This window comes from Staphylococcus epidermidis, assembly GCF_006742205.1.
Classification (GTDB): domain Bacteria; phylum Bacillota; class Bacilli; order Staphylococcales; family Staphylococcaceae; genus Staphylococcus; species Staphylococcus epidermidis.
The window spans coordinates 815,107-834,431 of record NZ_AP019721.1 but is presented as its reverse complement, the minus strand read 5'-3'; the positions used below and the strand labels follow the sequence as shown (position 1 = coordinate 834,431).

Below are 19,325 nucleotides of genomic sequence, written 5' to 3'. Positions count from 1 at the left end.
TTAGAAAATATGAATGAATACAGATGATTAAAATATTGTAAAAGTATCTACAGAAATTTTGAAAAGTGATCCATATACATAAAGGAGTAAGCAATGAATTATTCTTCTCGTCAACAACCTAAACGTAACTGGTTACGTAAAGTAGACTGGATACTCGTACTAGTTATATCACTATTAGCACTAACAAGTGTTATTTTAATCAGTTCCGCTATGGGTGGCGGACAATATAGTGCAAATTTCAGTATTAGACAAATTATTTATTATATTTTCGGAGCTATTATTGCATTTTTAATTATGATAATTTCACCGAAAAAAATTAAAAATAATACTTATATTTTATACAGTATATTTTGCGTTCTATTAATAGGGTTACTTATTTTACCTGAAACTTCAATCACCCCAATTATTAATGGTGCTAAAAGTTGGTACAGTTTCGGTCCTATAAGCATCCAACCTTCCGAATTCATGAAAATTATACTTATACTTGCTTTGGCTAAAACGATATCTAAACATAACCAATTTACATTTAATAAGTCTTTTCAGTCTGATTTAATGTTATTTTTTAAAATTTTAGGTGTATCCATTATACCTATGGCATTAATTCTATTGCAAAATGACCTAGGTACTACTTTGGTGTTATGTGCAATTATAGCTGGCGTCATGTTAGTAAGTGGAATAACATGGAGGATATTAGCCCCTCTTTTTATTGTTGCATTTGTAAGTGGTTCTAGTATTATATTAGCTATCATTTATAAACCATCCTTAATAGAAAACCTATTAGGAATAAAAATGTATCAAATGGGACGTATCAATTCTTGGTTAGATCCCTATTCATACAGTAGTGGAGATGGATATCACTTAACAGAATCTTTAAAAGCTATTGGTTCAGGTCAATTATTAGGTAAAGGTTATAACCATGGCGAAGTTTATATTCCTGAGAATCATACCGACTTTATTTTTTCAGTGATTGGAGAAGAAATGGGCTTTATAGGTTCAGTATTATTGATATTACTTTTCTTATTCTTAATATTTCACCTTATACGGTTAGCTAGTAAAATTGATAGTCAGTTTAACAAAGTATTTATCATAGGATATGTATCGTTGATTGTTTTTCACGTGTTACAAAATATCGGCATGACGGTTCAATTATTACCGATTACAGGTATACCACTTCCGTTTATTAGTTACGGTGGAAGTTCTTTATGGAGTTTAATGACTGGTATAGGAGTAGTTCTTTCAATTTATTATCATGAACCCCAAAGATATGAAATAACCACATTATCTAAAAAATCTAATACAATTTAACCTGTATAAAATAAGAGACACTATTCACGATGAACAGTGTCTCTCTTTATATATTAATTTAGATAATCAATACATAAAATATTATATTATCATGCAAATTATTTTAATTCATGACTTACTTGATTAGATGTAGGCAAAGTATTAATAATATCTAAACGAGACTTAGTTTTCTTAATATTCACACCCAATGATGATAATAATTTGACTACATTTTGAATCTTATCTTGATTCTTCACAATTATCACCTCGTTAGAAATAGCTTTATTTCAATAATACCCTAATTACTTCTACTTTACTACATCATTCTAAAAATATTTTTAAATATTTCTAAAAGCTATAATAATTCAAACGAAAAATGAATTAAGCGCAATTATTTAATTATAAAATACGAAATCCGTAATCGTAAATTTCTTTTTCAATGTTATTTAAATTTGCAGGAGTGTCAAATTCTACTCGAATCTCATTCATTTGGTAATCGATATCCACACTATTGATGCCTATCATCTTAGATAAATGATCTTTGAGCTGTTTAGCTTGTTCAGTTGTTTTAATACCTGAAACATTTATCAATCCTTTTTTCAATTTCATACCCTCTTAATCTTTTATTAATTTTTGGAATGTCACGAGCAATTCATCCATTGCTTCTTCTTGCGCACCGTCGTTTATTTTTTCCATAATACAACCTTTCATGTGATGGTCTAGTAATTTAGTAGCTACACTATTCAATGCTGAACGTGTTGCTCTAATTTGAGTTAGTACATCATCACAGTAAACGTCATCATCAATCATACGATTTATTGCTCTTACTTGACCTTCTATTCTATTTAATCTTGATTTTAAATTTGTTTTTATTTGCTCTGAGTGATGTGCACTCTCCATGTCTGCCATAAAGTCACCTCTGTTCATATTATATCGTATTATTCATAAATTCACTCGTCAATGATTCAGGTAATTAAATATTATCTAACCATGATAATCGTATTTCTTCATGCTATAATTATATTTAAAAATCACTGAAATGAAAACTGAGTGAGAATAAACAATCATAAAGGAGGTAACCTATGATAGAAGTCTTTACTATGGCACTTCATCAATCTAATATTATAATTAATATTTTATTAGTTAGTGCCTTTTTATTAAATTTAGTTTTTGCATTCATTATTATTTTCATGGAGAGGCGTACAGCAAATTCTATATGGGCGTGGTTATTGGTTTTAGTTTTTCTACCTTTAGTAGGATTCATATTGTATTTATTATTAGGTCGCCAAATACAGAGAGAACATATATTTAAACTCGCCAAAGAGGATAAAGTTGGTCTTGAAATGATTGTTGACGAGCAATTAGAGGCATTGAAAAAGCAAGACTTTTCTAAGGGTAATCATCAAATTGTTAAATTTAAAGAAATGGTACAAATGTTACTTTATAATAATGCTGCTTTTTTAACAACTGATAATGATCTAACAATTTATACAGATGGTCATCAGAAGTTCGATGATTTAATTAATGATATTAGACACGCACAATCATATATTCACATCCAATACTACATTATTCATAGTGATAATCTCGGAAAGCAATTGTTACATGAATTAGAAAAAAAAGCTGAAGAAGGTATAGAAGTTAAAATGCTATACGATGATATGGGCTCAAGAGATTTACGAAAGAAAGATCTAAAAAAGTTTCGTCAAAAAGGCGGTCACGCTGAATCTTTCTTTCCATCAAAATTACCACTTATTAATTTAAGAATGAATAATAGAAACCACAGAAAAATAGTAGTCATTGACGGTACGATTGGATATGTTGGTGGTTTTAATGTAGGAGATGAATATATAGGTAAATCTAAGAAATTTGGTTATTGGAGGGACACACACTTACGTATTAAAGGTGACGCGGTAAATGCCCTTCAACTTAGATTCATCTTAGATTGGAACTCACAATCAACTCGTGACAATTTAACTTATGAATCTCGATATTTTCCTGATGTTGACTCTGGTGGTACGATAGGCATACAAATTGCTTCAAGTGGGCCTGATGAAGATTGGGAACAAATTAAATATGGTTATTTAAAAATGATTTCATCAGCCAAAGAATCTATATACATTCAATCACCATACTTCATTCCCGATCAAGCTTTTTTAGATTCGATTAAAATTGCAGCGCTTGGTGGTGTGGATGTTAACATCATGGTTCCTAACAAACGTGATCATCCCTTTGTTTATTGGGCTACGCTTAAAAACGTAGCGTCTTTACTTGAAGCTGGCGTTAATGTCTATCATTATGATAATGGTTTTCTACATTCAAAAACACTTGTCATTGATGATGAGGTAGCAAGTGTAGGAACTGCCAATATGGATAATCGAAGCTTTACATTAAACTTTGAGGTCAATGCTTTTATTTATGATGAAGGCGTAGCACGATCATTAAAACAAGCTTTCATTAATGATATGAAATTATCTAACAAGCTCACTTCTGAAGAATATGCTAAACGAAATCTGCTAGTTAAATTCAAAGAAGGGATTTCGCAACTACTTTCTCCAATTTTATAATAATTTGCAAGAAGTGAACGCTTAACGAAAGGTTCACTTCTTCATTTATATCTTCTTTAATGTAATAGGATAAGTAGTTTCATTAATTAAACCATTATAAAGGATGTCAAAGATACTATTAAATACTAAATGTAAAAAATTAAATACTTTGCTACTTTTAAATTAAGTAAGGAGTCTATCTATGAACTCAAGAATGAAGATTAAAAAAGCTTATGAGTATATGAAAAGTTTCCATCAACATGATACAACTGGACATGATATTGCACATGTGGAACGTGTCTATAACAACGCTTGTTATATCGCTAAACGAGAAAATATAACAGATACACTTGTTATAGAACTATCATCTTTATTGCATGATACTGTTGATAGTAAATTAACTGATGAAATTTTAGCATATGATCAGCTTAAACAGTTCTTATCTACCCTAGATTTAAGCAGTGAAATATCACAACAAGTTCTCTATATTATTAAACATATGAGTTATCGAGCTGGTAAAAATAATCACGTTAAACTTTCAATAGATGGTGAAATCGTTAGAGATGCTGATCGCCTAGATGCAATAGGAGCAATCGGCATTGCGAGAACATTCCAGTTTTCAGGACACTTTGGTGAACCTATGTGGACTGAAACGAAGCTTTCAAATGAAGAGTTACATACGTCTCTCGTTGAAGAATTAGACAATTCAGCAATAAAACATTTTTATGAAAAATTATTTAAATTAAAAGATTTAATGCACACTCCTACTGCAAAAAAACTTGCTGAAGAAAGACATCAATTTATGATTCAATATCTCAAACAATTTATGTCAGAGTGGAATTTTAATAAAGAGTAAATTCAAATAAAAGATATATTGTTAACTCATGTTTTAACCAAAGTCCATTAGCATCTACCACAAAAAATACCTGAGACAACGATTGATGTCTCAGGTTATTGTTTATTATTTTTTATTCTTTTTTGATACTACTTGAGTATTTTTCCCTTTTTTCTTTGAATATGGATTATGTTCTCTTTCATACTTTTCAATAAAAGGTTGAACTTCTTTTTTAGCAAGTTTAGAGTAATAAATATTAGCAAAATGCGTTTGAATTACTAAGAATAATGCACTGACAGACCAATATAAACCTAAAGCTGATGATGCTTGTAAAGAAATCCAAATAATCATTATTGGAGAAATAACCATCATCATATAGCCCATCTGACGTTGCTCTTGAGGCATCGTTTTGCTTGAAACTACAGCTTGAATAAAGTATAGCACACCGGCAATAACTGTAATCCAAATATCAGGCTTAGTTAAATTGAACCATAAGAAATGCGGATGTTCAGATAAACCATTTACAAGCTTATCTTTTAATACAAAGTATAATCCCATAATAATTGGCATTTGAATAAGTATAGGTAAACATCCTAACATGCTCTTCATAGGGTTCATATCATATTTTTTATAAACTTCCATAAGTTCTTGGTTTGCAGCCATTTTTTCTTCTTGTGTTCGCGCACGTTTAACCTTTTCTTGAATGCCATCTACTTCAGGTTTAGCCACTTTCATTTTCTCACGCATCATGTGACTATTTTTATAGTTAGATAACATAAATGGTAACAAGATTAAACGAATGAAAAGAACTAATACAATAATTGCTAGTCCAAAATTATTATGAAAAACATCATTTCCTAACCACTGTAAGAGATGTTTCATAGGTTGAACAAAAGTATTAAAGAAGAATCCATCTTGCTTCTCAGGTGTAGAGTAATCACAACCTGCTAGAAAAATCATTATTCCCAAAAACAAAGGTAGTAACGCTTTTTTCTTCATTTTTCCACCTCTAATGTTATATTCACATAGAGTATATTTTATCATACTAATTCAATAGTAGAAAACAAAAAGTAGAAAAAATAGAGATTTAGGTGAAATATCTTAAGAAATATTTAACCGTTTTGTCTATATTGGTACTACGTGTAATAGCTGAGATGACAGAAATACCATCTGCACCTTCGTCAACAATAGGCTGCACGTTAGTTTCATTTATACCTCCAATGGCAACTATAGGAAAATCATGAATATATAATCTTAATTGAGATATCATAGATGGACCAACAGGTTTACTAGCGTCATCTTTTGATGATGTTGTATACATTGGACCTACTCCAATGTAATCAACTTTAGACAAATCAGATTGTTGATACTCTTTCAAATTCCCAACACTTAAACCTATAATCTTATTTTTAAATTGGCTTGCAAATTGTTGAATTTCCATATCATCTTGACCTACATGAATGCCATCAGCATTAATCTCTTGGGCTAATTGAACATCATCATTAACTATCATAGGTACGTGATATGAGTGACATAATTGTTTAAGTTTTAAGGCTAACTGTTTTTTCTTTTCCCCTTTTAGTGCATTCGGACCTTTTTCACGAAATTGATATAGCGTGATTCCAGCTTCTAATGCCTCTTTGAGAACTTGCTCAATTGATTTATTTTTAGGTATATCTTGTGTTCCGCAAATAAAATAGACTGATAATTGTTTTGAATCAAACATCATATTCATATCTCTACCTTTTTGACTTGATTTTTATAAGTAATGTCATTCATCTGATAAAGTTGATCTAGCAGTTCAGATAGAAAAGTACTAGGTCCATTTACATGAGGCGCTTGTTCAGCAAATTCTGCTGCGATGTTGTAGACACTTACCGCTTCAACTAATAAATCAATTGAAGGTTGAGTATTTCTAAACAAGAAACTTGCTAATACACCACCTAACAAGCATCCAGCCCCCGTGATTTTAGTAAGAAGCGGAGAACCATTAGATAATTTAATTATTTTCTCATTTTTTGCAATAATATCATCTTTTCCAGTAATGACAATAGCAGTATTTAAAGTATTAGCCGCTTTTTTTGCAATATTTACTGAATCTAATTCGCTGTCACTGTCAGTACCTTTCATAGTTGTATTAAAATCTATTAATGTCAATATTTCTGAAGCATTGCCTTTTATTACTGTGACATTAACTTCACCAAGAAAACGTTGACAAAAATTTTTACGATATGTAGAAGCACCAACTGCCACTGGATCAAAAACTATTGGTGTACCTTGCTGATTAGCAATTTTACCTATTTTGATAATGTCTTCTTCATTTTCACGTGTGAGTGTACCGATGTTAATTAAAAGCGCACTAGCCATTCGAGTAAAATCTTCAGCTTCTTCTGGTGCCTCACTCATTGCGGGACTAGCACCTAAACTTAGTAAACCATTCGCAGTAAAGTTTTTCACAACATCATTGGTATAGCAAATTACGAGTGGATTTTCTGAACGTAATCGTTCTAAATTATTCATCATCTAAACCTACTTTCTTCATATAAGCAAAATGATTTACAGGTCCTCTCCCCTTGCCAATTTCTGGGGTATGTTCAATACTTAATGAAATAAACTCTTTTGCTTTTTTAACTGCATCTTTTATGGAACGACCTTTAGCTAATTCTGCTGTAATAACTGCTGAAAAAGTACAACCAGTTCCATGAGTATGTTTAGTATCAAAGCGTTTGTTCTCAAAGGTATACGTTTCATTCTTAGTAAAAAGAAAATCTTTAGCATTATTTAAATCGGCTGAATGCCCTCCCTTAATTACAACACCCTTACTACCAATTTCATTAATAAAGATTTGACCTGCTTTACGTATGCTTTCTTCATCATTAATTTTAATACCAGTAATTTCCTCAGCTTCAGGTATATTCGGAGTGACAACATCAGCCAAAGGTAATAATGTTGATTGCAAATGATTTTTAGTATTTTCATCCATCAATGAATCACCACTTTTGGCAAGCATAACTGGATCAATCACATAAGGAATATTGGAATGTTCCTTTAAGTAACTTTGAATCAACTCCATCGTTTTTTTTGTTGCAATCATACCCGTTTTGATAGCTTGTGGTAATTCATCATCAAACACACTATCAAGTTGTTCCTTTACCCATGAAGATTCTAAATTATGGATATGTTGAACTCCTAGGGTATTTTGAGCAACGATACTTGTTATAGTGGCCATACCATAAACGCCACACGCGTGAAATGATTTTAAATCCGCCATAACACCTGCCCCACCGGTGGGATCTGTGCCTGCTATTGTTAGTGCAATTTTAGGTTTATTCATTGTTATTTCCCCCATATTCCCATTTTTCATTAATATATGCCATATTGAAGAAATGTCTCTCATGAATAGTACTTTGCAAGAAATTTTCTTTAATCTCTTTTTTTTCTGTCTCACTACAATGTTTAGTTAAACGGTCCATCAATTGATCGAACACATCAACAAGTTCGTCCATTTCAGTACTATAAAATTGAAACCATTTAGAAGTCACTGATTCTTTATTTAATTTGGGATCTTCCATCGCACGTTTACCAATGACAGCGTAGACGTATGGACAGGGTGCCATCGCTGCAATCGTGAAGGCTGCATTTTCACGTGCAAATGCATTGAAGTACATATGTTTAATATAATGATCACCACTTGGTGGCCATACTTTTTCTTTTACTATTTCTTCATATGGTTCATTAATGAAATCAGCTAGAACCTCATGCGCTTCAACTTCTCCTTCTAACATAAACTCAATTTGTTCTACTAGAAATTTAACATCTTCCATAGAACTCATTTTGGGTATGAGCATTGCATAAATATTTGTAAACTCTTTTAAATAAGAAGCGTCTGCTCTTAAGTATTGTCTTACAGCTTGATTAGATAACTTACCTGCTAGTAAATCTTGAATAAAACCATCATTGTAAATGTCATCAATAATAGGTCTTGATGCTTCCCTCAACTCTTTTGAAAATGTCATAATTAGCCTCCTCAAAAAATAAAACTACTTCCCAGCGAAGAAAGTAGTTAGACCAAGACATCTCAATGACGAATAGTTAATAACTACTTTCCTACGTTGGTATTAACCAAATCAGGTTATAAGGGTCTGAATACATTCATCTCAGCCTTTTGGCTCCCCTAGTAGCAAATAATATATGATTCATTATCAACCATAGCAAACGATTACATGTAAATCAAATAAGTCGTACAATAAAAAACCATCTTCTCAAATTCGAGAAGATGGTAGATACTTCATATTTTAATTATGCAGTTACCCAATGACCTGGGCCACCAGTATTATATAATTTTACTGCTGCTCGGTCTTGTACGCTTTCTGGAGCTTTTGCAGGTGAAACACCTTTATATTGACTTGGAGCAACAGAATCCCAAGTTGATTGTAAGAATTGATATTTACCTGCTGCACCTGAAGATGGGTTTATTGCATGAATATCGCCACCTGATTCACGTTGAGCAATTTGTTGTAAATGTGAATTTACATTTACTGATGAACCACTTGAAGCTTTACTTGAAGAAGTTTGACTTGTAGATGTTGATTTTGTTTGTGGTTGTGCTGTTTGCTCATTTTGTGGTGCTGATACTTGTACAGGTTGTTGTTGTGTAGCTACTTGAGATTGGCTTGGTTGAACAGGTTGCGTAGCATTGTTTGTTGATTCATAACTCCAACTCCAAGTAGAACCATCAGATTCAAAATGATATGAATTACCATTGTAATCAAAATTAATATTATAAGCACCTTCTTGAACAGGGCTTTCATTTAGTGATTGATCATTAGTTAACGCTTTTTGAGCTAACTCTGCTTTATCAACATTTGTAGTCTCACTTGCATGTGCGTCATGACCTGCGTTACCTGCTACAACGCCTAGTCCTATAGCTAATGATGATGCAACTAATGTTTTTTTCATTATTAAAAATCCTCCTAAAAGTGATTTGTTTTCTTAATTTGTTTACGTAACCCACTGTAACATCTATAAAAATCGTGCAGGTTACACTGAAATAAAAATAAACGCCTATTTTTTACACTACAATTACATGAAATAGGATGCTAATTTTTATGAATAACCGTAATGATTCCTATCATGATAGTTTTTTCGAGTCATATTACTACAATATCGTTGTAATACAAATGAAATTTATCAGATAATTATTGAAATTATAGGCCTTTGCTATGTATTTAAAGCGACCTTTTATTAATATTTTATGATTAACAAAGGCCGCTCGAGTATAATTGAAAGAAAGGATAAATTAATTTATTAAATATAGGATGGAGTTTTAAAGGAAAAGTTAGTTGTTTAAATATGAATTATTTCTAAATCATCAGGTTGATAAGTGTTGTTTTCAAATTGATTATCAGAGGGAGTTTCATTGTTTTTATTTTTTGGGGACATGAATTTTATTGTTTCAACGTATAATTCTGTAACAAAATGTGTTTGGCCTTCTTTTTCATATTTTCTTGAACGCATTTGTCCAGTTATACCTACTAAAGTACCTTGACTAGTGTACTTTTCAATATTAGTGGCAGTTTTACCGAAAGCTTTACAAAGTAAATAATCTGTAGAAATTTCATTATTATCATCTTTGTAGTTTCTTTCTGTAGCAACGCAAAATGTTGCTATTTTGTTATCCTCCTTTTCATAGATTTGAGCATCTTTCGTCATTCTACCAACAATGACTATTTTATTTAACATGTGTCACCTCCTTCTTATGTTCTAATCATAACTGAGCTTAGTTCACTGGTCAAAACCACAATTTTATTGAAATTGTTAGTAAATGACGATGAGATTTTGATATATTTAAAGAAAATATTGAAGTATTATATCTAAATCTGACATAAATTTCTATTATTGTATTAATAAAAAAATTTGGAGAAGTGATATTATGAAAACTTTTAAGGCAGTAAGATTTCAAATTGTGAATGAACATGGTGCAATATCAGAATACGTCATTGAAGATGGTGTGATTATAAATAAAGAAGGAAGTGGCACTGGGTGGTTACTAGAAATAGTAATTTCAAATGAACACTATGAAACATTTAAGCAATATAAGGATAACAAACAACTTTTAGATATTAGAGTAGTCATCACAAGACCTGCTAACGATCCAGCGTTATTTAATGCAACAGTTAAAAGCGTTAAAAATTTTAAATATTCAATGTCAGTCGTTTTAGAATGTCACATCTACACTTTGAGACAAGAATACGCTGAGAGTTTATTAGAAGAATTAGTTGATGAAGGACTTACAGGTGAAAAGTTGAAAAAAACATTTAATCGTATGATGCAATCAAAACCTAAGTTGAAAGATGAGAAAATCGAAAGATAAACACCAAGGGTAATTATAAAACATTTAATTTTCATATATTTAAATCATATACAATTTTAAATATTGAACATAAATAAAGCCTAGAACATGAATTAACCATTGTTCCAGGCTCTTTACGAACAGAGATTACTATATTAAAAAGTACTGCCATTTGATACTTATATTTCTAGGCGAGACCTGACTTAAAGTATTTCAACCAGAAATTCAATATACATAAAGTGTTAGGTCAATAATCTGTGCGATATTCTTTAAATAAGTTTTACTATTTTGTTATCACAATACGAATTATTTTACCTAAAGAGTTTAATTATCTAAGATTAAGCATCTTGAATAGCAAAAGTAAGTTCACAGCTACAAGCAAGTTGGCCATCAACAGTCGCTTTAGCCGAACCCTTACCAATAGGACCTTTTATTTTAGTTATTTCAACTTCCAACATTAATGTATCTCCAGGTACGACTTGTTTTTTGAAGCGACACTTATCAATGCCTGCAAACAATGCTATTTTCCCTTTATTTTCTTCACTATTTAACATAGCTACTGCACCAGTTTGCGCTAAAGCTTCTGTAATAAGAACACCAGGCATCACAGCGTAATTAGGGAAATGTCCCTGGAAAAATGGTTCATTACCTGATACTTGCTTTAGTCCTACACACCTTTTACCTTCTTCATACTCTACAATTTTATCTATTAGTAAAAAAGGTTGTCTATGTGGGATAATTTGTTTAATTTGATTATAATCAAAAATCGTTTCCATTTTTAAAACCTCCGAGCTTAAGCTGTAATAATATTATCGATTTACACGTTCTATGTTTGCACCTAGACTTTTTAGTTTTCCATGTAAATTGACGTATCCTCTATCTAGATGCTTTAACTCAGTCACTTGCGTAGTTCCCTCTGCAACTAAACCAGCTAAGATTAAGGCTGCAGCAGCTCTTAAATCTGTTGCTTTAACTTGAGCACCTTGTAAATGGCTTTTTCCTTCAATTTTAGCACTTCTTCCTTCAACACTTATATTCGCATTCATTCTTCTAAATTCTGCAACGTGCATAAATCTATTTTCAAAAACAGTCTCAGTAATCACTTTGTGTCCATTTGCTGTTAATAATAAAGCCATCATTTGAGATTGCATATCAGTTGGGAAACCTGGGTGTGGTAAAGTTTTTACATCTACTGGATTTAAATCTCCATTTGCTGTAACTCTTATACCTTCTTCATAATATTCAAGATCTACCCCCATCTCTTCAAGCTTATATATTAAACTAGCCATATGTTCTTTAATTGCACCACGTACAAATATGTCACCACGAGTTATTGCACCTGCGATAAGTAACGTTCCAGCTTCAATTCTATCTGGTATAATTGCATGTTCAACACCGTAAAGTTTTTCAACACCATGTATCGTAATGGTATCAGTACCTGCACCTGTAATTTTACCGCCCATTTCATTAATATAATTAGCTAAATCAACAATTTCAGGTTCTTTAGCGACATTCTCAATGATAGATTTTCCTGATGCCAAGGACGCTGCCATAATAATATTTTGAGTTGCACCTACACTCGGAAAATCTAAATGAATATGTGCTCCCTTTAATCCATCTTTAGCATTTGCATAAATATTTCCATTTTCTAAATGAATGTCTGCACCTAAAGCTTCAAATCCTTTAATGTGCTGCTCGATAGGACGTGTTCCAATCGCACATCCTCCTGGCAAAGCAACAATAGCATGCCCTAGTCGAGCAAGTAGTGGTCCCATAACCAAGATGCTTGCTCGCATTTTACTCACATATTCATAAGGGGCTTCTTCATTTAAAGTTTTAGTTGCATCAACTTTAACTGCATTTTTATCTTTATCATACTCTACATTTGCATTGAGTGTAGATAATACATTATTGATTGTTTCAACATCGCTTAACTCTGGGACATTAACTAGTTTACTGTGTCCTTCAGAAGCAAGTAATGACGCTGTAAGTACAGGTAATACAGCATTTTTAGCTCCTTCAACATTAACTTCACCTGTTAAACGATTTCCACCATTTATTACTATTTTATCCATCTTTAATCCTCCACTTAAAACTCTAATCAGTTATACATTTCCCAACATTTTAATTAAATATTCGTCATATGATCATATTTAACTTATAAATTAAATAACAATTACATAGTTATTTTATCAAGTATTTCACTTGAGTTGAATATTGCAATAAATCAACTATAAAGTTACTGACTGCCGTACCCAGTAAAATAGAAATAAAAATCATACAAACTTGAACTTGTAATGGGTAGCCCTTTTTAAAAAATTGGTCTAATTTTATGGAATTTAAAGCCCAATAAGCTACGCAAATACAAACAACATGTAAGATTAAATGAACAATTGCGAACTGACCAAGATAATCCATATTAAGCTCCTTCGTAAGATTACTGTATAACATTGTACACGAAAAGAGGCAATAAAGATACTTATAAAAATGGATATTACTTTTTAACATTTTAAAATTTAAAAAAAGGTTCGATAGTCATTAAAATATACTATCGAACCTTTTTTAATTATTGTAATTCTGCAACACGTAAACGATTATTTGCTCGTTCAAGTGCTCTTTTAGCTCTATTTATGTCTGTATTATCATCATCATCTTCTAAATGTGATTCTGCTCTCGACTTAGCTAATTTAGCTCTTTCAACATCGATTTCACTAGCAGGTTCGGCCGTTTGGACGATAATTGATAATTGATGTTGTCTTGCTTCAATAAAGCCATCACTTACTGCAATAAATTCATTTCCGTTGTGAAAATTAACTTTCACATGACCTGTTTTTAATGCAGCAACAGTTGGAATGTGACCATACATAATCCCCATTTCACCAGCTGTTGTTTGTAAGACAGCCATCTCAACGTCTTCACGTTCATAGACAGAACCATTAGGAGTGACAATATTTAGTCTAAGTGTATTCATTATCCATACCTCCTAATTATTAGACTTCAACACCCATATCTTTTGCTTTCTCAATTACGTCTTCCATGCTACCTACTAAACGGAATGCGTCTTCAGGAATATGGTCATACTTACCATCTAAAATATCTCTGAAGTCTGCAACTGTTGTTTTAACAGGTACATATGAACCTTTTTGTCCAGTAAATTGTTCTGCAACGTGGAAGTTTTGTGATAAGAAGAATTGAATTCTACGTGCTCGTTCCACAGTTTGTTTATCTTCATCTGATAATTCATCCATACCAAGAATCGCAATAATATCTTGTAACTCTCTATATTTTTGTAAAGTAGATTGAACTTCACGTGCCACATCATAATGCTCTTGACCTACTACTGAAGGTTCCAAAGCTCTAGATGTAGAAGCAAGCGGGTCTACAGCTGGATAAATACCCATTTCTGTTAATTTACGCTCTAAGTTTGTTGTTGAATCTAAGTGTGCGAACGTTGTTGCTGGCGCAGGGTCAGTATAGTCATCGGCTGGTACGAAAACAGCTTGAATTGATGTAACTGAACCTTTATTTGTTGAACTTATACGTTCTTGTAATTGACCCATTTCTGTAGCAAGTGTAGGTTGATAACCAACAGCTGATGGCATACGACCTAATAACGCAGAAACTTCTGAACCAGCTTGAGTGAATCTGAAAATGTTATCAATGAATAATAACACATCTTGGCCTTCTTCATCTCGGAAATATTCGGCCATTGTTAATCCGGATAATGCTACACGCATACGTGCACCAGGTGGCTCATTCATTTGACCAAAGACCATTGCAGTTTTCTTGATAACACCACTGTCACTCATTTCATAGTAAAGATCATTACCTTCACGTGTACGTTCACCAACACCAGCGAATACTGAGATACCACCGTGTTCTTGAGCGATGTTATTAATAAGTTCTTGGATTAGTACGGTTTTACCTACACCGGCACCACCAAATAATCCAATTTTACCACCTTTTATGTAAGGTGCTAATAAGTCTACTACTTTAATACCAGTTTCTAAGATTTCTACTTTTGTTGATAATTCGTCGAATCCTGGAGCTTGTCTATGGATAGGGTCACGTCGTACTGAATCATCAATTTTTTCATCTAAGTCAATAGTTTCTCCTAGTACGTTAAACACTCTTCCTAGAGTTACGTCACCGACAGGTACACTTATGTCTCTACCTGTATCTTTAACTTCCATTCCTCTTTGAACGCCGTCAGTTGAGTCCATTGCAATTGTACGAACTACATCGTCACCTAGTTGAAGTGCAACTTCTAATGTTAATTGAAGCGCTCCATCTTCTTTAGGAACTTCGATGTGTAATGCATTATTTATCTCAGGTACTTCGTTATGTTCAAAACGAACATCTATTACTGGACCCATAACTTGAGTTACACGGCCAATTCCCATGTTGATTTCCTCCTTTTATTATTACTCAAGAGCTGATGATCCACCAACAATTTCAGTAATTTGTTGAGTAATCGCAGCTTGTCTCGCTCTATTGTATTCTAATGATAAATCATCGATTAGTTCTGTCGCATTATCTGAAGCATTTCTCATTGCTGTCATACGTGAAGCATGTTCACTAGCTTTTGCATCTAAGATTGTACCGTAGATTAAGCTTTCAACGTATTGTGGCAAAATAACGCTTAAAATAGATTCTTTATCTGGTTCAAATTCGTATGAAGACATTTGACCATGTCCTTGACCTGAATCTTCTTGAGATAATGGTAAAACTTGTTTAGTTGCAGGTTTATTTTCTAAGACACTAACATAATGACTGTAATAAATAGTCAATTCATCTATGTTTTCCTCGCTAAATAAATCAATAGCATGTTTAGCTATAGATTGAATAGATTTAAATGAAGGTTGATCTGGAACTTCAACTAAAGAACTTTCAATTTCATATCCTCTATGTTTGAAGAAATCTACACCTTGCTGACCTAAAACGATTAGACTATATTCACTACTGTCGTTGTGTTTAGAATTGATATCGTTTACTAAGCTTTTTAAAACATTTGTACTATAGGCACCGGCTAAGCCTTTATCACTAGTGATTACTAAGTAACCACTTCTTTTAATATCTCTAGATTTAAGCATTGGATGATTAGAAGTACTATTTGAACCAGCTACAGCTGTAATAGCATCTTGCATCTTTTCCATATAAGGTCTAAATGATTTAGTATTTTTCTCAGCTCTACGTAATTTTGAACTAGAAACCATGTTCATCGCCTTTGTTATTTGCTTCATCTTACTTGTCGATTTAATACGACTATCTATCTCTTTAAGAGAGGCCATTATCTCACCACCTTTGGAGTATTAATCTTAATTTAACGATTTATAAGATTTAGAATGTACTCTCTATTACGATTAAATTAGATTTTATTCTTCTGATTTATTAAATCCTTTTTTAAATTCTGTGATAGCAGAATCAAATTTATCAGCATCTGGTAAAGCACCAGTTTCTCTAATTTCATTTAATAATTCAGTTGCATTTGACTCAGCCCAGTGGTTAAATTCCTCTTCAAAACGATTGATATCTTGGACAGGAATATCATCTAAGTAACCTTTAGTTAAAGCAAAAATAATAAGTACTTGATGTTCTACAGGCAGTGGGTTATTTTGACCTTGTTTTAATACTTCAACAGTACGTTCACCACGCGCTAATTTTTTAGCTGTAAATTCATCTAAATCAGAACCAAATTGCGCAAATGATTCTAACTCACGATATGAAGCTAAGTCTAAACGTAATGTTCCTGCAACTTTTTTCATCGCTTTAATTTGAGCTGAACCACCAACACGAGATACTGATTGCCCAGCATTAATCGCTGGTCTAACACCTGAGAAGAATAAATCAGATTGTAAGAATATTTGTCCGTCAGTAATTGAGATAACATTTGTTGGAACGTATGCTGAGATATCGCCAGCTTGAGTTTCAATGATTGGTAAAGCAGTAATTGAACCGCCTCCAAGATCATCGTTAAGTTTTGCAGCTCTTTCTAATAATCTACTGTGTAAGTAGAACACGTCCCCAGGATATGCTTCACGACCTGGTGGTCTACGTAATAATAATGATAGCTCACGGTATGCTGCCGCTTGTTTAGTTAAATCATCGTAAACGATAAGAACATGTTTTCCATTAAACATGAACTCTTCACCCATAGTTACACCAGAATAAGGTGCAATATAAAGTAATGGTGCTGGATCAGCTGCGGATGCAGATACAACGATTGTGTAGTCTAAAGCACCTGCTTGTCTTAATTTTTCAACATTTGCACGAACTGTTGAATCTTTTTGACCTATTGCAACATAAATACAAATTGTATCTTGATCTTTTTGGTTTAAGATTGAATCAATTGCAACAGTTGTTTTACCAGTTTGACGGTCACCAATGATTAATTCACGTTGACCACGGCCAATTGGTACTAAAGCATCAATTGCTTTGATACCTGTTTGTAATGGTTCATCTACAGATTTACGATCCATTACGCCAGTTGCTTTTTTCTCTACAGGACGAGTTTTAGTCGCATTGATTGGACCTTGTCCGTCAATGGGTTGTCCAAGAGGATTAACAACTCTTCCTATCATTTCCTCTCCGACTGGTACTTCCATAATTCGGCCAGTACGTTTAACTTCGTCACCTTCACTAATTTCTTCATATGGTCCTAAAATAACCACACCCACATTAGATTCTTCAAGGTTTTGTGCTAAACCAAGAACACCGTTATGGAATTCTACTAGCTCACCAGCCATAACGTCGTTAAGTCCGTGAATTAATGCGATACCGTCACCAATTTGGAGTACTGTACCAACATCTGTAACGGACATTTCTGACTCATAATTTTCAATTTGTGAGCGAAGCAATGCACTGATTTCTTCAGCTTTTATGGCCATCTATGTCACTCCTCTTTAAATATTAGTTAGCTCTTTCAAATTTTCTTTGTAATTGAACAAGGTCATTTCTAACACTACCATCCATAACTGTAGTTCCAACCTTAACTCTAAATCCACCAATTAAATCTTGATTGATTTTAGTGTTAACAATTACATTTGATAATTCAGTTTGCTTTTTGATAAGTTCTACAATTCTTGATATTTCATCTTCGCTTAACTCGTAAGTCGATTCAATAATTGCAAAATCTTGTTTGTAGTATTTGTTATATAAATTTTGGAATGATTTAAAAACATTCTCTACAATTGAAATATGTCGGTTATCTGCTAATACTTTTAAAGTATTTACCACATATGGATTTGCTTCGTTGTAAACTCTTTCTACAAATTCTTCACGTTGATTTGCAGTTAAGCTTGGATTACTATCAATTGCTTTAAGTTGTTTGATGAAATCAAACGATGAATGGCTAATTGTTTCTAAATCTTCATAGACAACATCTAGTTGATTTGTATCTAGAGCGACATCAAATAATGCTTTGGCATATTTTTTTGCTACCTTTGCCATTATTTATCCCCTGCCTCTTTTAAATACTTTTCAACTAATTCTTTTTGATCTTGCTCTGAAATTTCTTTTCTAAGAACTTTAGATGCAATAAGTACTGATAGTTCAGAAACTTGATTATTAATATCAGAAATTGCACGTTCTTTTTGACTATTAATTTCACTTTGAGCAGTTTCAATCATACCATTAGCTTTTTCGTTAGCTTCATGAATAATTTCTTCATGTTGCTTACGTGCTTGAATCTTAGCATCGTCTAAGATTTTTTGAACTTCATCTTGAGTTTCTTTAAGTGTCTTTCTATTTTCTTCTTCAAGTTTTTGAGCATTTATCTTAGCTTGTTCTGCGTCGTCAATATCTTTATTGATATCACGTTCACGTTTGTCCATTACTTCTTTTAATGGACCCCAAGCAAATTTCTTCAAAAGTATGATGAGGATTACAAATGTTACGAGTGTTACAAATGTTGTCCCCCATTCAACTCCTGCACCGAGAATAAATGTATTAGCTGTTGCAGTCACGGGCTCATGACACTCCTTTCGTCAAAATAATCACTAAGCTATAAAAAACAAAACGAACGGCGATAGTCTCTCATTAGACTTCGCCTTATAAAATGTCTTATCCAGCAAATGTCATGAATGCAATTACAACACCGATGATTGGTAATGCCTCAACTAAACCAACACCAATGAACATGATACCCATTAATTGCCCACGTGCTTCTGGTTGACGTGCTACACCTTCAACTGTTCTAGATACGATAAGACCGTTACCAATACCTGCACCTAATGCTGATAAACCAATTGCGATTGCCGCTGCGATTAAATTCATAATAAAATTTCCTCCTAATATTTATATAGTTACT

Annotated in this window: 24 protein-coding genes and 1 riboswitch; of the genes, 4 read left to right on the top strand and 20 right to left on the bottom strand. The window is 32.7% G+C overall.

Going from position 1 to position 19,325, the window contains the following annotated elements; all coding sequences use genetic code 11:
• Positions 1-93 precede the first annotated feature (93 nt).
• Positions 94-1,305 (top strand): FtsW/RodA/SpoVE family cell cycle protein, encoded by a 1,212-nt coding sequence (locus FNL83_RS04095; RefSeq protein ID WP_002486299.1) that lies wholly within the window; start codon positions 94-96, stop codon positions 1,303-1,305.
• A 98-nt stretch (positions 1,306-1,403) separates the two neighbouring features.
• Here FNL83_RS04095 and FNL83_RS04090 read toward each other — a convergent pair whose 3' ends face one another.
• From FNL83_RS04090 to csoR, 3 genes are all read right to left on the bottom strand, one after another.
• Positions 1,404-1,541 carry an Lmo0850 family protein gene (locus FNL83_RS04090; RefSeq protein WP_001829949.1) on the bottom strand — a complete coding sequence of 46 codons (138 nt, stop codon included), beginning with the start codon at positions 1,539-1,541 and terminating at the stop codon, positions 1,404-1,406.
• 142 nt (positions 1,542-1,683) lie between these two features.
• Entirely contained in the window at positions 1,684-1,887 is a 204-nt protein-coding gene (gene csoZ, locus FNL83_RS04085; protein ID WP_002494680.1) for a putative copper chaperone CsoZ, read from the bottom strand.
• Positions 1,888-1,899: 12 nt separating this feature from the next.
• A complete protein-coding gene (csoR, locus tag FNL83_RS04080; RefSeq protein WP_001829893.1) occupies positions 1,900-2,193 on the bottom strand; it encodes a copper-sensing transcriptional repressor CsoR in 294 nt (97 codons plus the stop codon).
• A gap of 173 nt (positions 2,194-2,366) precedes the next feature.
• Between csoR and cls the strand changes: the two genes are divergently transcribed.
• Both cls and FNL83_RS04070 read left to right on the top strand, forming a co-directional pair.
• On the top strand, positions 2,367-3,851 hold the full coding sequence (gene cls / locus FNL83_RS04075; RefSeq protein WP_002457116.1) for a cardiolipin synthase: 1,485 nt from the start codon (positions 2,367-2,369) through the stop codon (positions 3,849-3,851).
• A 181-nt stretch (positions 3,852-4,032) separates the two neighbouring features.
• Positions 4,033-4,686, top strand: coding sequence for an HD domain-containing protein (locus tag FNL83_RS04070; protein WP_001829983.1), 654 nt, complete (start codon positions 4,033-4,035; stop codon positions 4,684-4,686).
• A gap of 105 nt (positions 4,687-4,791) precedes the next feature.
• On the opposite strand, the gene yidC is transcribed toward FNL83_RS04070, so the two are convergent.
• The 7 genes from yidC to FNL83_RS04035 all read right to left on the bottom strand — a co-directional run bounded on the left by yidC (position 4,792) and on the right by FNL83_RS04035 (position 10,407).
• A complete protein-coding gene (gene yidC, locus FNL83_RS04065; RefSeq protein WP_002470121.1) occupies positions 4,792-5,664 on the bottom strand; it encodes a membrane protein insertase YidC in 873 nt (290 codons plus the stop codon).
• Between the two features lie 88 nt (positions 5,665-5,752).
• Positions 5,753-6,391, bottom strand: coding sequence for a thiamine phosphate synthase (gene thiE / locus FNL83_RS04060; protein ID WP_002505076.1), 639 nt, complete (start codon positions 6,389-6,391; stop codon positions 5,753-5,755).
• Positions 6,392-6,396: 5 nt separating this feature from the next.
• A complete protein-coding gene (gene thiM / locus FNL83_RS04055; protein WP_002469583.1) occupies positions 6,397-7,185 on the bottom strand; it encodes a hydroxyethylthiazole kinase in 789 nt (262 codons plus the stop codon).
• Positions 7,178-7,999, bottom strand: a complete 822-nt coding sequence (gene thiD / locus FNL83_RS04050; protein WP_001832736.1) for a bifunctional hydroxymethylpyrimidine kinase/phosphomethylpyrimidine kinase — start codon at positions 7,997-7,999, stop codon at positions 7,178-7,180. Before thiD ends, thiM begins: the two co-directional genes overlap by 8 nt.
• Positions 7,992-8,681, bottom strand: coding sequence for a thiaminase II (gene tenA, locus FNL83_RS04045; protein WP_001829894.1), 690 nt, complete (start codon positions 8,679-8,681; stop codon positions 7,992-7,994). The genes thiD and tenA overlap by 8 nt, the downstream gene beginning before the upstream one ends.
• A 71-nt stretch (positions 8,682-8,752) precedes the next feature.
• Positions 8,753-8,851: riboswitch (TPP riboswitch) on the bottom strand.
• 113 nt (positions 8,852-8,964) lie between these two features.
• Entirely contained in the window at positions 8,965-9,624 is a 660-nt protein-coding gene (locus FNL83_RS04040; protein WP_001829904.1) for a transglycosylase family protein, read from the bottom strand.
• Between the two features lie 387 nt (positions 9,625-10,011).
• A complete protein-coding gene (locus FNL83_RS04035) occupies positions 10,012-10,407 on the bottom strand; it encodes a single-stranded DNA-binding protein (protein ID WP_002457121.1) in 396 nt (131 codons plus the stop codon).
• Positions 10,408-10,597: 190 nt separating this feature from the next.
• Here FNL83_RS04035 and FNL83_RS04030 point away from each other — a divergent pair, with 190 nt between their 5' ends.
• Complete coding sequence (locus FNL83_RS04030; RefSeq protein ID WP_001829935.1) at positions 10,598-11,038, top strand: YwpF-like family protein; 441 nt, start codon at positions 10,598-10,600, stop codon at positions 11,036-11,038.
• A gap of 317 nt (positions 11,039-11,355) precedes the next feature.
• Here FNL83_RS04030 and fabZ read toward each other — a convergent pair whose 3' ends face one another.
• From fabZ to atpE, 10 genes are all read right to left on the bottom strand, one after another.
• Positions 11,356-11,793 carry a 3-hydroxyacyl-ACP dehydratase FabZ gene (gene fabZ / locus FNL83_RS04025; RefSeq protein WP_001829953.1) on the bottom strand — a complete coding sequence of 146 codons (438 nt, stop codon included), beginning with the start codon at positions 11,791-11,793 and terminating at the stop codon, positions 11,356-11,358.
• A 33-nt stretch (positions 11,794-11,826) separates the two neighbouring features.
• On the bottom strand, positions 11,827-13,092 hold the full coding sequence (gene murA / locus FNL83_RS04020) for a UDP-N-acetylglucosamine 1-carboxyvinyltransferase (protein ID WP_001829978.1): 1,266 nt from the start codon (positions 13,090-13,092) through the stop codon (positions 11,827-11,829).
• A gap of 109 nt (positions 13,093-13,201) precedes the next feature.
• Positions 13,202-13,435, bottom strand: a complete 234-nt coding sequence (locus FNL83_RS04015; protein ID WP_002456242.1) for a DUF1146 family protein — start codon at positions 13,433-13,435, stop codon at positions 13,202-13,204.
• Between the two features lie 148 nt (positions 13,436-13,583).
• Positions 13,584-13,988, bottom strand: a complete 405-nt coding sequence (locus FNL83_RS04010; protein ID WP_002447782.1) for a F0F1 ATP synthase subunit epsilon — start codon at positions 13,986-13,988, stop codon at positions 13,584-13,586.
• A 19-nt stretch (positions 13,989-14,007) separates the two neighbouring features.
• Positions 14,008-15,420 carry a F0F1 ATP synthase subunit beta gene (gene atpD, locus FNL83_RS04005; RefSeq protein ID WP_001829930.1) on the bottom strand — a complete coding sequence of 471 codons (1,413 nt, stop codon included), beginning with the start codon at positions 15,418-15,420 and terminating at the stop codon, positions 14,008-14,010.
• A 21-nt stretch (positions 15,421-15,441) separates the two neighbouring features.
• Positions 15,442-16,308, bottom strand: coding sequence for an ATP synthase F1 subunit gamma (gene atpG, locus FNL83_RS04000; protein ID WP_001829942.1), 867 nt, complete (start codon positions 16,306-16,308; stop codon positions 15,442-15,444).
• An 84-nt stretch (positions 16,309-16,392) separates the two neighbouring features.
• Positions 16,393-17,904: a F0F1 ATP synthase subunit alpha gene (gene atpA / locus FNL83_RS03995; protein WP_001829913.1), complete on the bottom strand. Its 1,512-nt coding sequence runs from the start codon at positions 17,902-17,904 to the stop codon at positions 16,393-16,395.
• 22 nt (positions 17,905-17,926) lie between these two features.
• Positions 17,927-18,466 carry a F0F1 ATP synthase subunit delta gene (locus FNL83_RS03990; RefSeq protein ID WP_001829963.1) on the bottom strand — a complete coding sequence of 180 codons (540 nt, stop codon included), beginning with the start codon at positions 18,464-18,466 and terminating at the stop codon, positions 17,927-17,929.
• Positions 18,466-18,981, bottom strand: coding sequence for a F0F1 ATP synthase subunit B (locus tag FNL83_RS03985; RefSeq protein WP_002457122.1), 516 nt, complete (start codon positions 18,979-18,981; stop codon positions 18,466-18,468). Before FNL83_RS03985 ends, FNL83_RS03990 begins: the two co-directional genes overlap by 1 nt.
• A gap of 97 nt (positions 18,982-19,078) precedes the next feature.
• Positions 19,079-19,291, bottom strand: coding sequence for a F0F1 ATP synthase subunit C (gene atpE, locus FNL83_RS03980; protein WP_001048816.1), 213 nt, complete (start codon positions 19,289-19,291; stop codon positions 19,079-19,081).
• Positions 19,292-19,325: the final 34 nt, after the last annotated feature.

What these genes read in the sequence shown, in the direction of transcription:
- FNL83_RS04095 (WP_002486299.1), top strand. Translation starts at nt 94, where the DNA reads ATGAATTATTCTTCTCGTCAACAACCTAAACGTAACTGGTTACGTAAA.
- csoR (WP_001829893.1), bottom strand. Translation starts at nt 2,193, where the DNA reads ATGGCAGACATGGAGAGTGCACATCACTCAGAGCAAATAAAAACAAAT.
- cls (WP_002457116.1), top strand. Translation starts at nt 2,367, where the DNA reads ATGATAGAAGTCTTTACTATGGCACTTCATCAATCTAATATTATAATT.
- FNL83_RS04070 (WP_001829983.1), top strand. Translation starts at nt 4,033, where the DNA reads ATGAACTCAAGAATGAAGATTAAAAAAGCTTATGAGTATATGAAAAGT.
- yidC (WP_002470121.1), bottom strand. Translation starts at nt 5,664, where the DNA reads ATGAAGAAAAAAGCGTTACTACCTTTGTTTTTGGGAATAATGATTTTT.
- thiE (WP_002505076.1), bottom strand. Translation starts at nt 6,391, where the DNA reads ATGTTTGATTCAAAACAATTATCAGTCTATTTTATTTGCGGAACACAA.
- thiM (WP_002469583.1), bottom strand. Translation starts at nt 7,185, where the DNA reads ATGAATAATTTAGAACGATTACGTTCAGAAAATCCACTCGTAATTTGC.
- thiD (WP_001832736.1), bottom strand. Translation starts at nt 7,999, where the DNA reads ATGAATAAACCTAAAATTGCACTAACAATAGCAGGCACAGATCCCACC.
- tenA (WP_001829894.1), bottom strand. Translation starts at nt 8,681, where the DNA reads ATGACATTTTCAAAAGAGTTGAGGGAAGCATCAAGACCTATTATTGAT.
- FNL83_RS04040 (WP_001829904.1), bottom strand. Translation starts at nt 9,624, where the DNA reads ATGAAAAAAACATTAGTTGCATCATCATTAGCTATAGGACTAGGCGTT.
- FNL83_RS04035 (WP_002457121.1), bottom strand. Translation starts at nt 10,407, where the DNA reads ATGTTAAATAAAATAGTCATTGTTGGTAGAATGACGAAAGATGCTCAA.
- FNL83_RS04030 (WP_001829935.1), top strand. Translation starts at nt 10,598, where the DNA reads ATGAAAACTTTTAAGGCAGTAAGATTTCAAATTGTGAATGAACATGGT.
- fabZ (WP_001829953.1), bottom strand. Translation starts at nt 11,793, where the DNA reads ATGGAAACGATTTTTGATTATAATCAAATTAAACAAATTATCCCACAT.
- murA (WP_001829978.1), bottom strand. Translation starts at nt 13,092, where the DNA reads ATGGATAAAATAGTAATAAATGGTGGAAATCGTTTAACAGGTGAAGTT.
- FNL83_RS04015 (WP_002456242.1), bottom strand. Translation starts at nt 13,435, where the DNA reads ATGGATTATCTTGGTCAGTTCGCAATTGTTCATTTAATCTTACATGTT.
- FNL83_RS04010 (WP_002447782.1), bottom strand. Translation starts at nt 13,988, where the DNA reads ATGAATACACTTAGACTAAATATTGTCACTCCTAATGGTTCTGTCTAT.
- atpD (WP_001829930.1), bottom strand. Translation starts at nt 15,420, where the DNA reads ATGGGAATTGGCCGTGTAACTCAAGTTATGGGTCCAGTAATAGATGTT.
- atpG (WP_001829942.1), bottom strand. Translation starts at nt 16,308, where the DNA reads ATGGCCTCTCTTAAAGAGATAGATAGTCGTATTAAATCGACAAGTAAG.
- atpA (WP_001829913.1), bottom strand. Translation starts at nt 17,904, where the DNA reads ATGGCCATAAAAGCTGAAGAAATCAGTGCATTGCTTCGCTCACAAATT.
- FNL83_RS03990 (WP_001829963.1), bottom strand. Translation starts at nt 18,466, where the DNA reads ATGGCAAAGGTAGCAAAAAAATATGCCAAAGCATTATTTGATGTCGCT.
- atpE (WP_001048816.1), bottom strand. Translation starts at nt 19,291, where the DNA reads ATGAATTTAATCGCAGCGGCAATCGCAATTGGTTTATCAGCATTAGGT.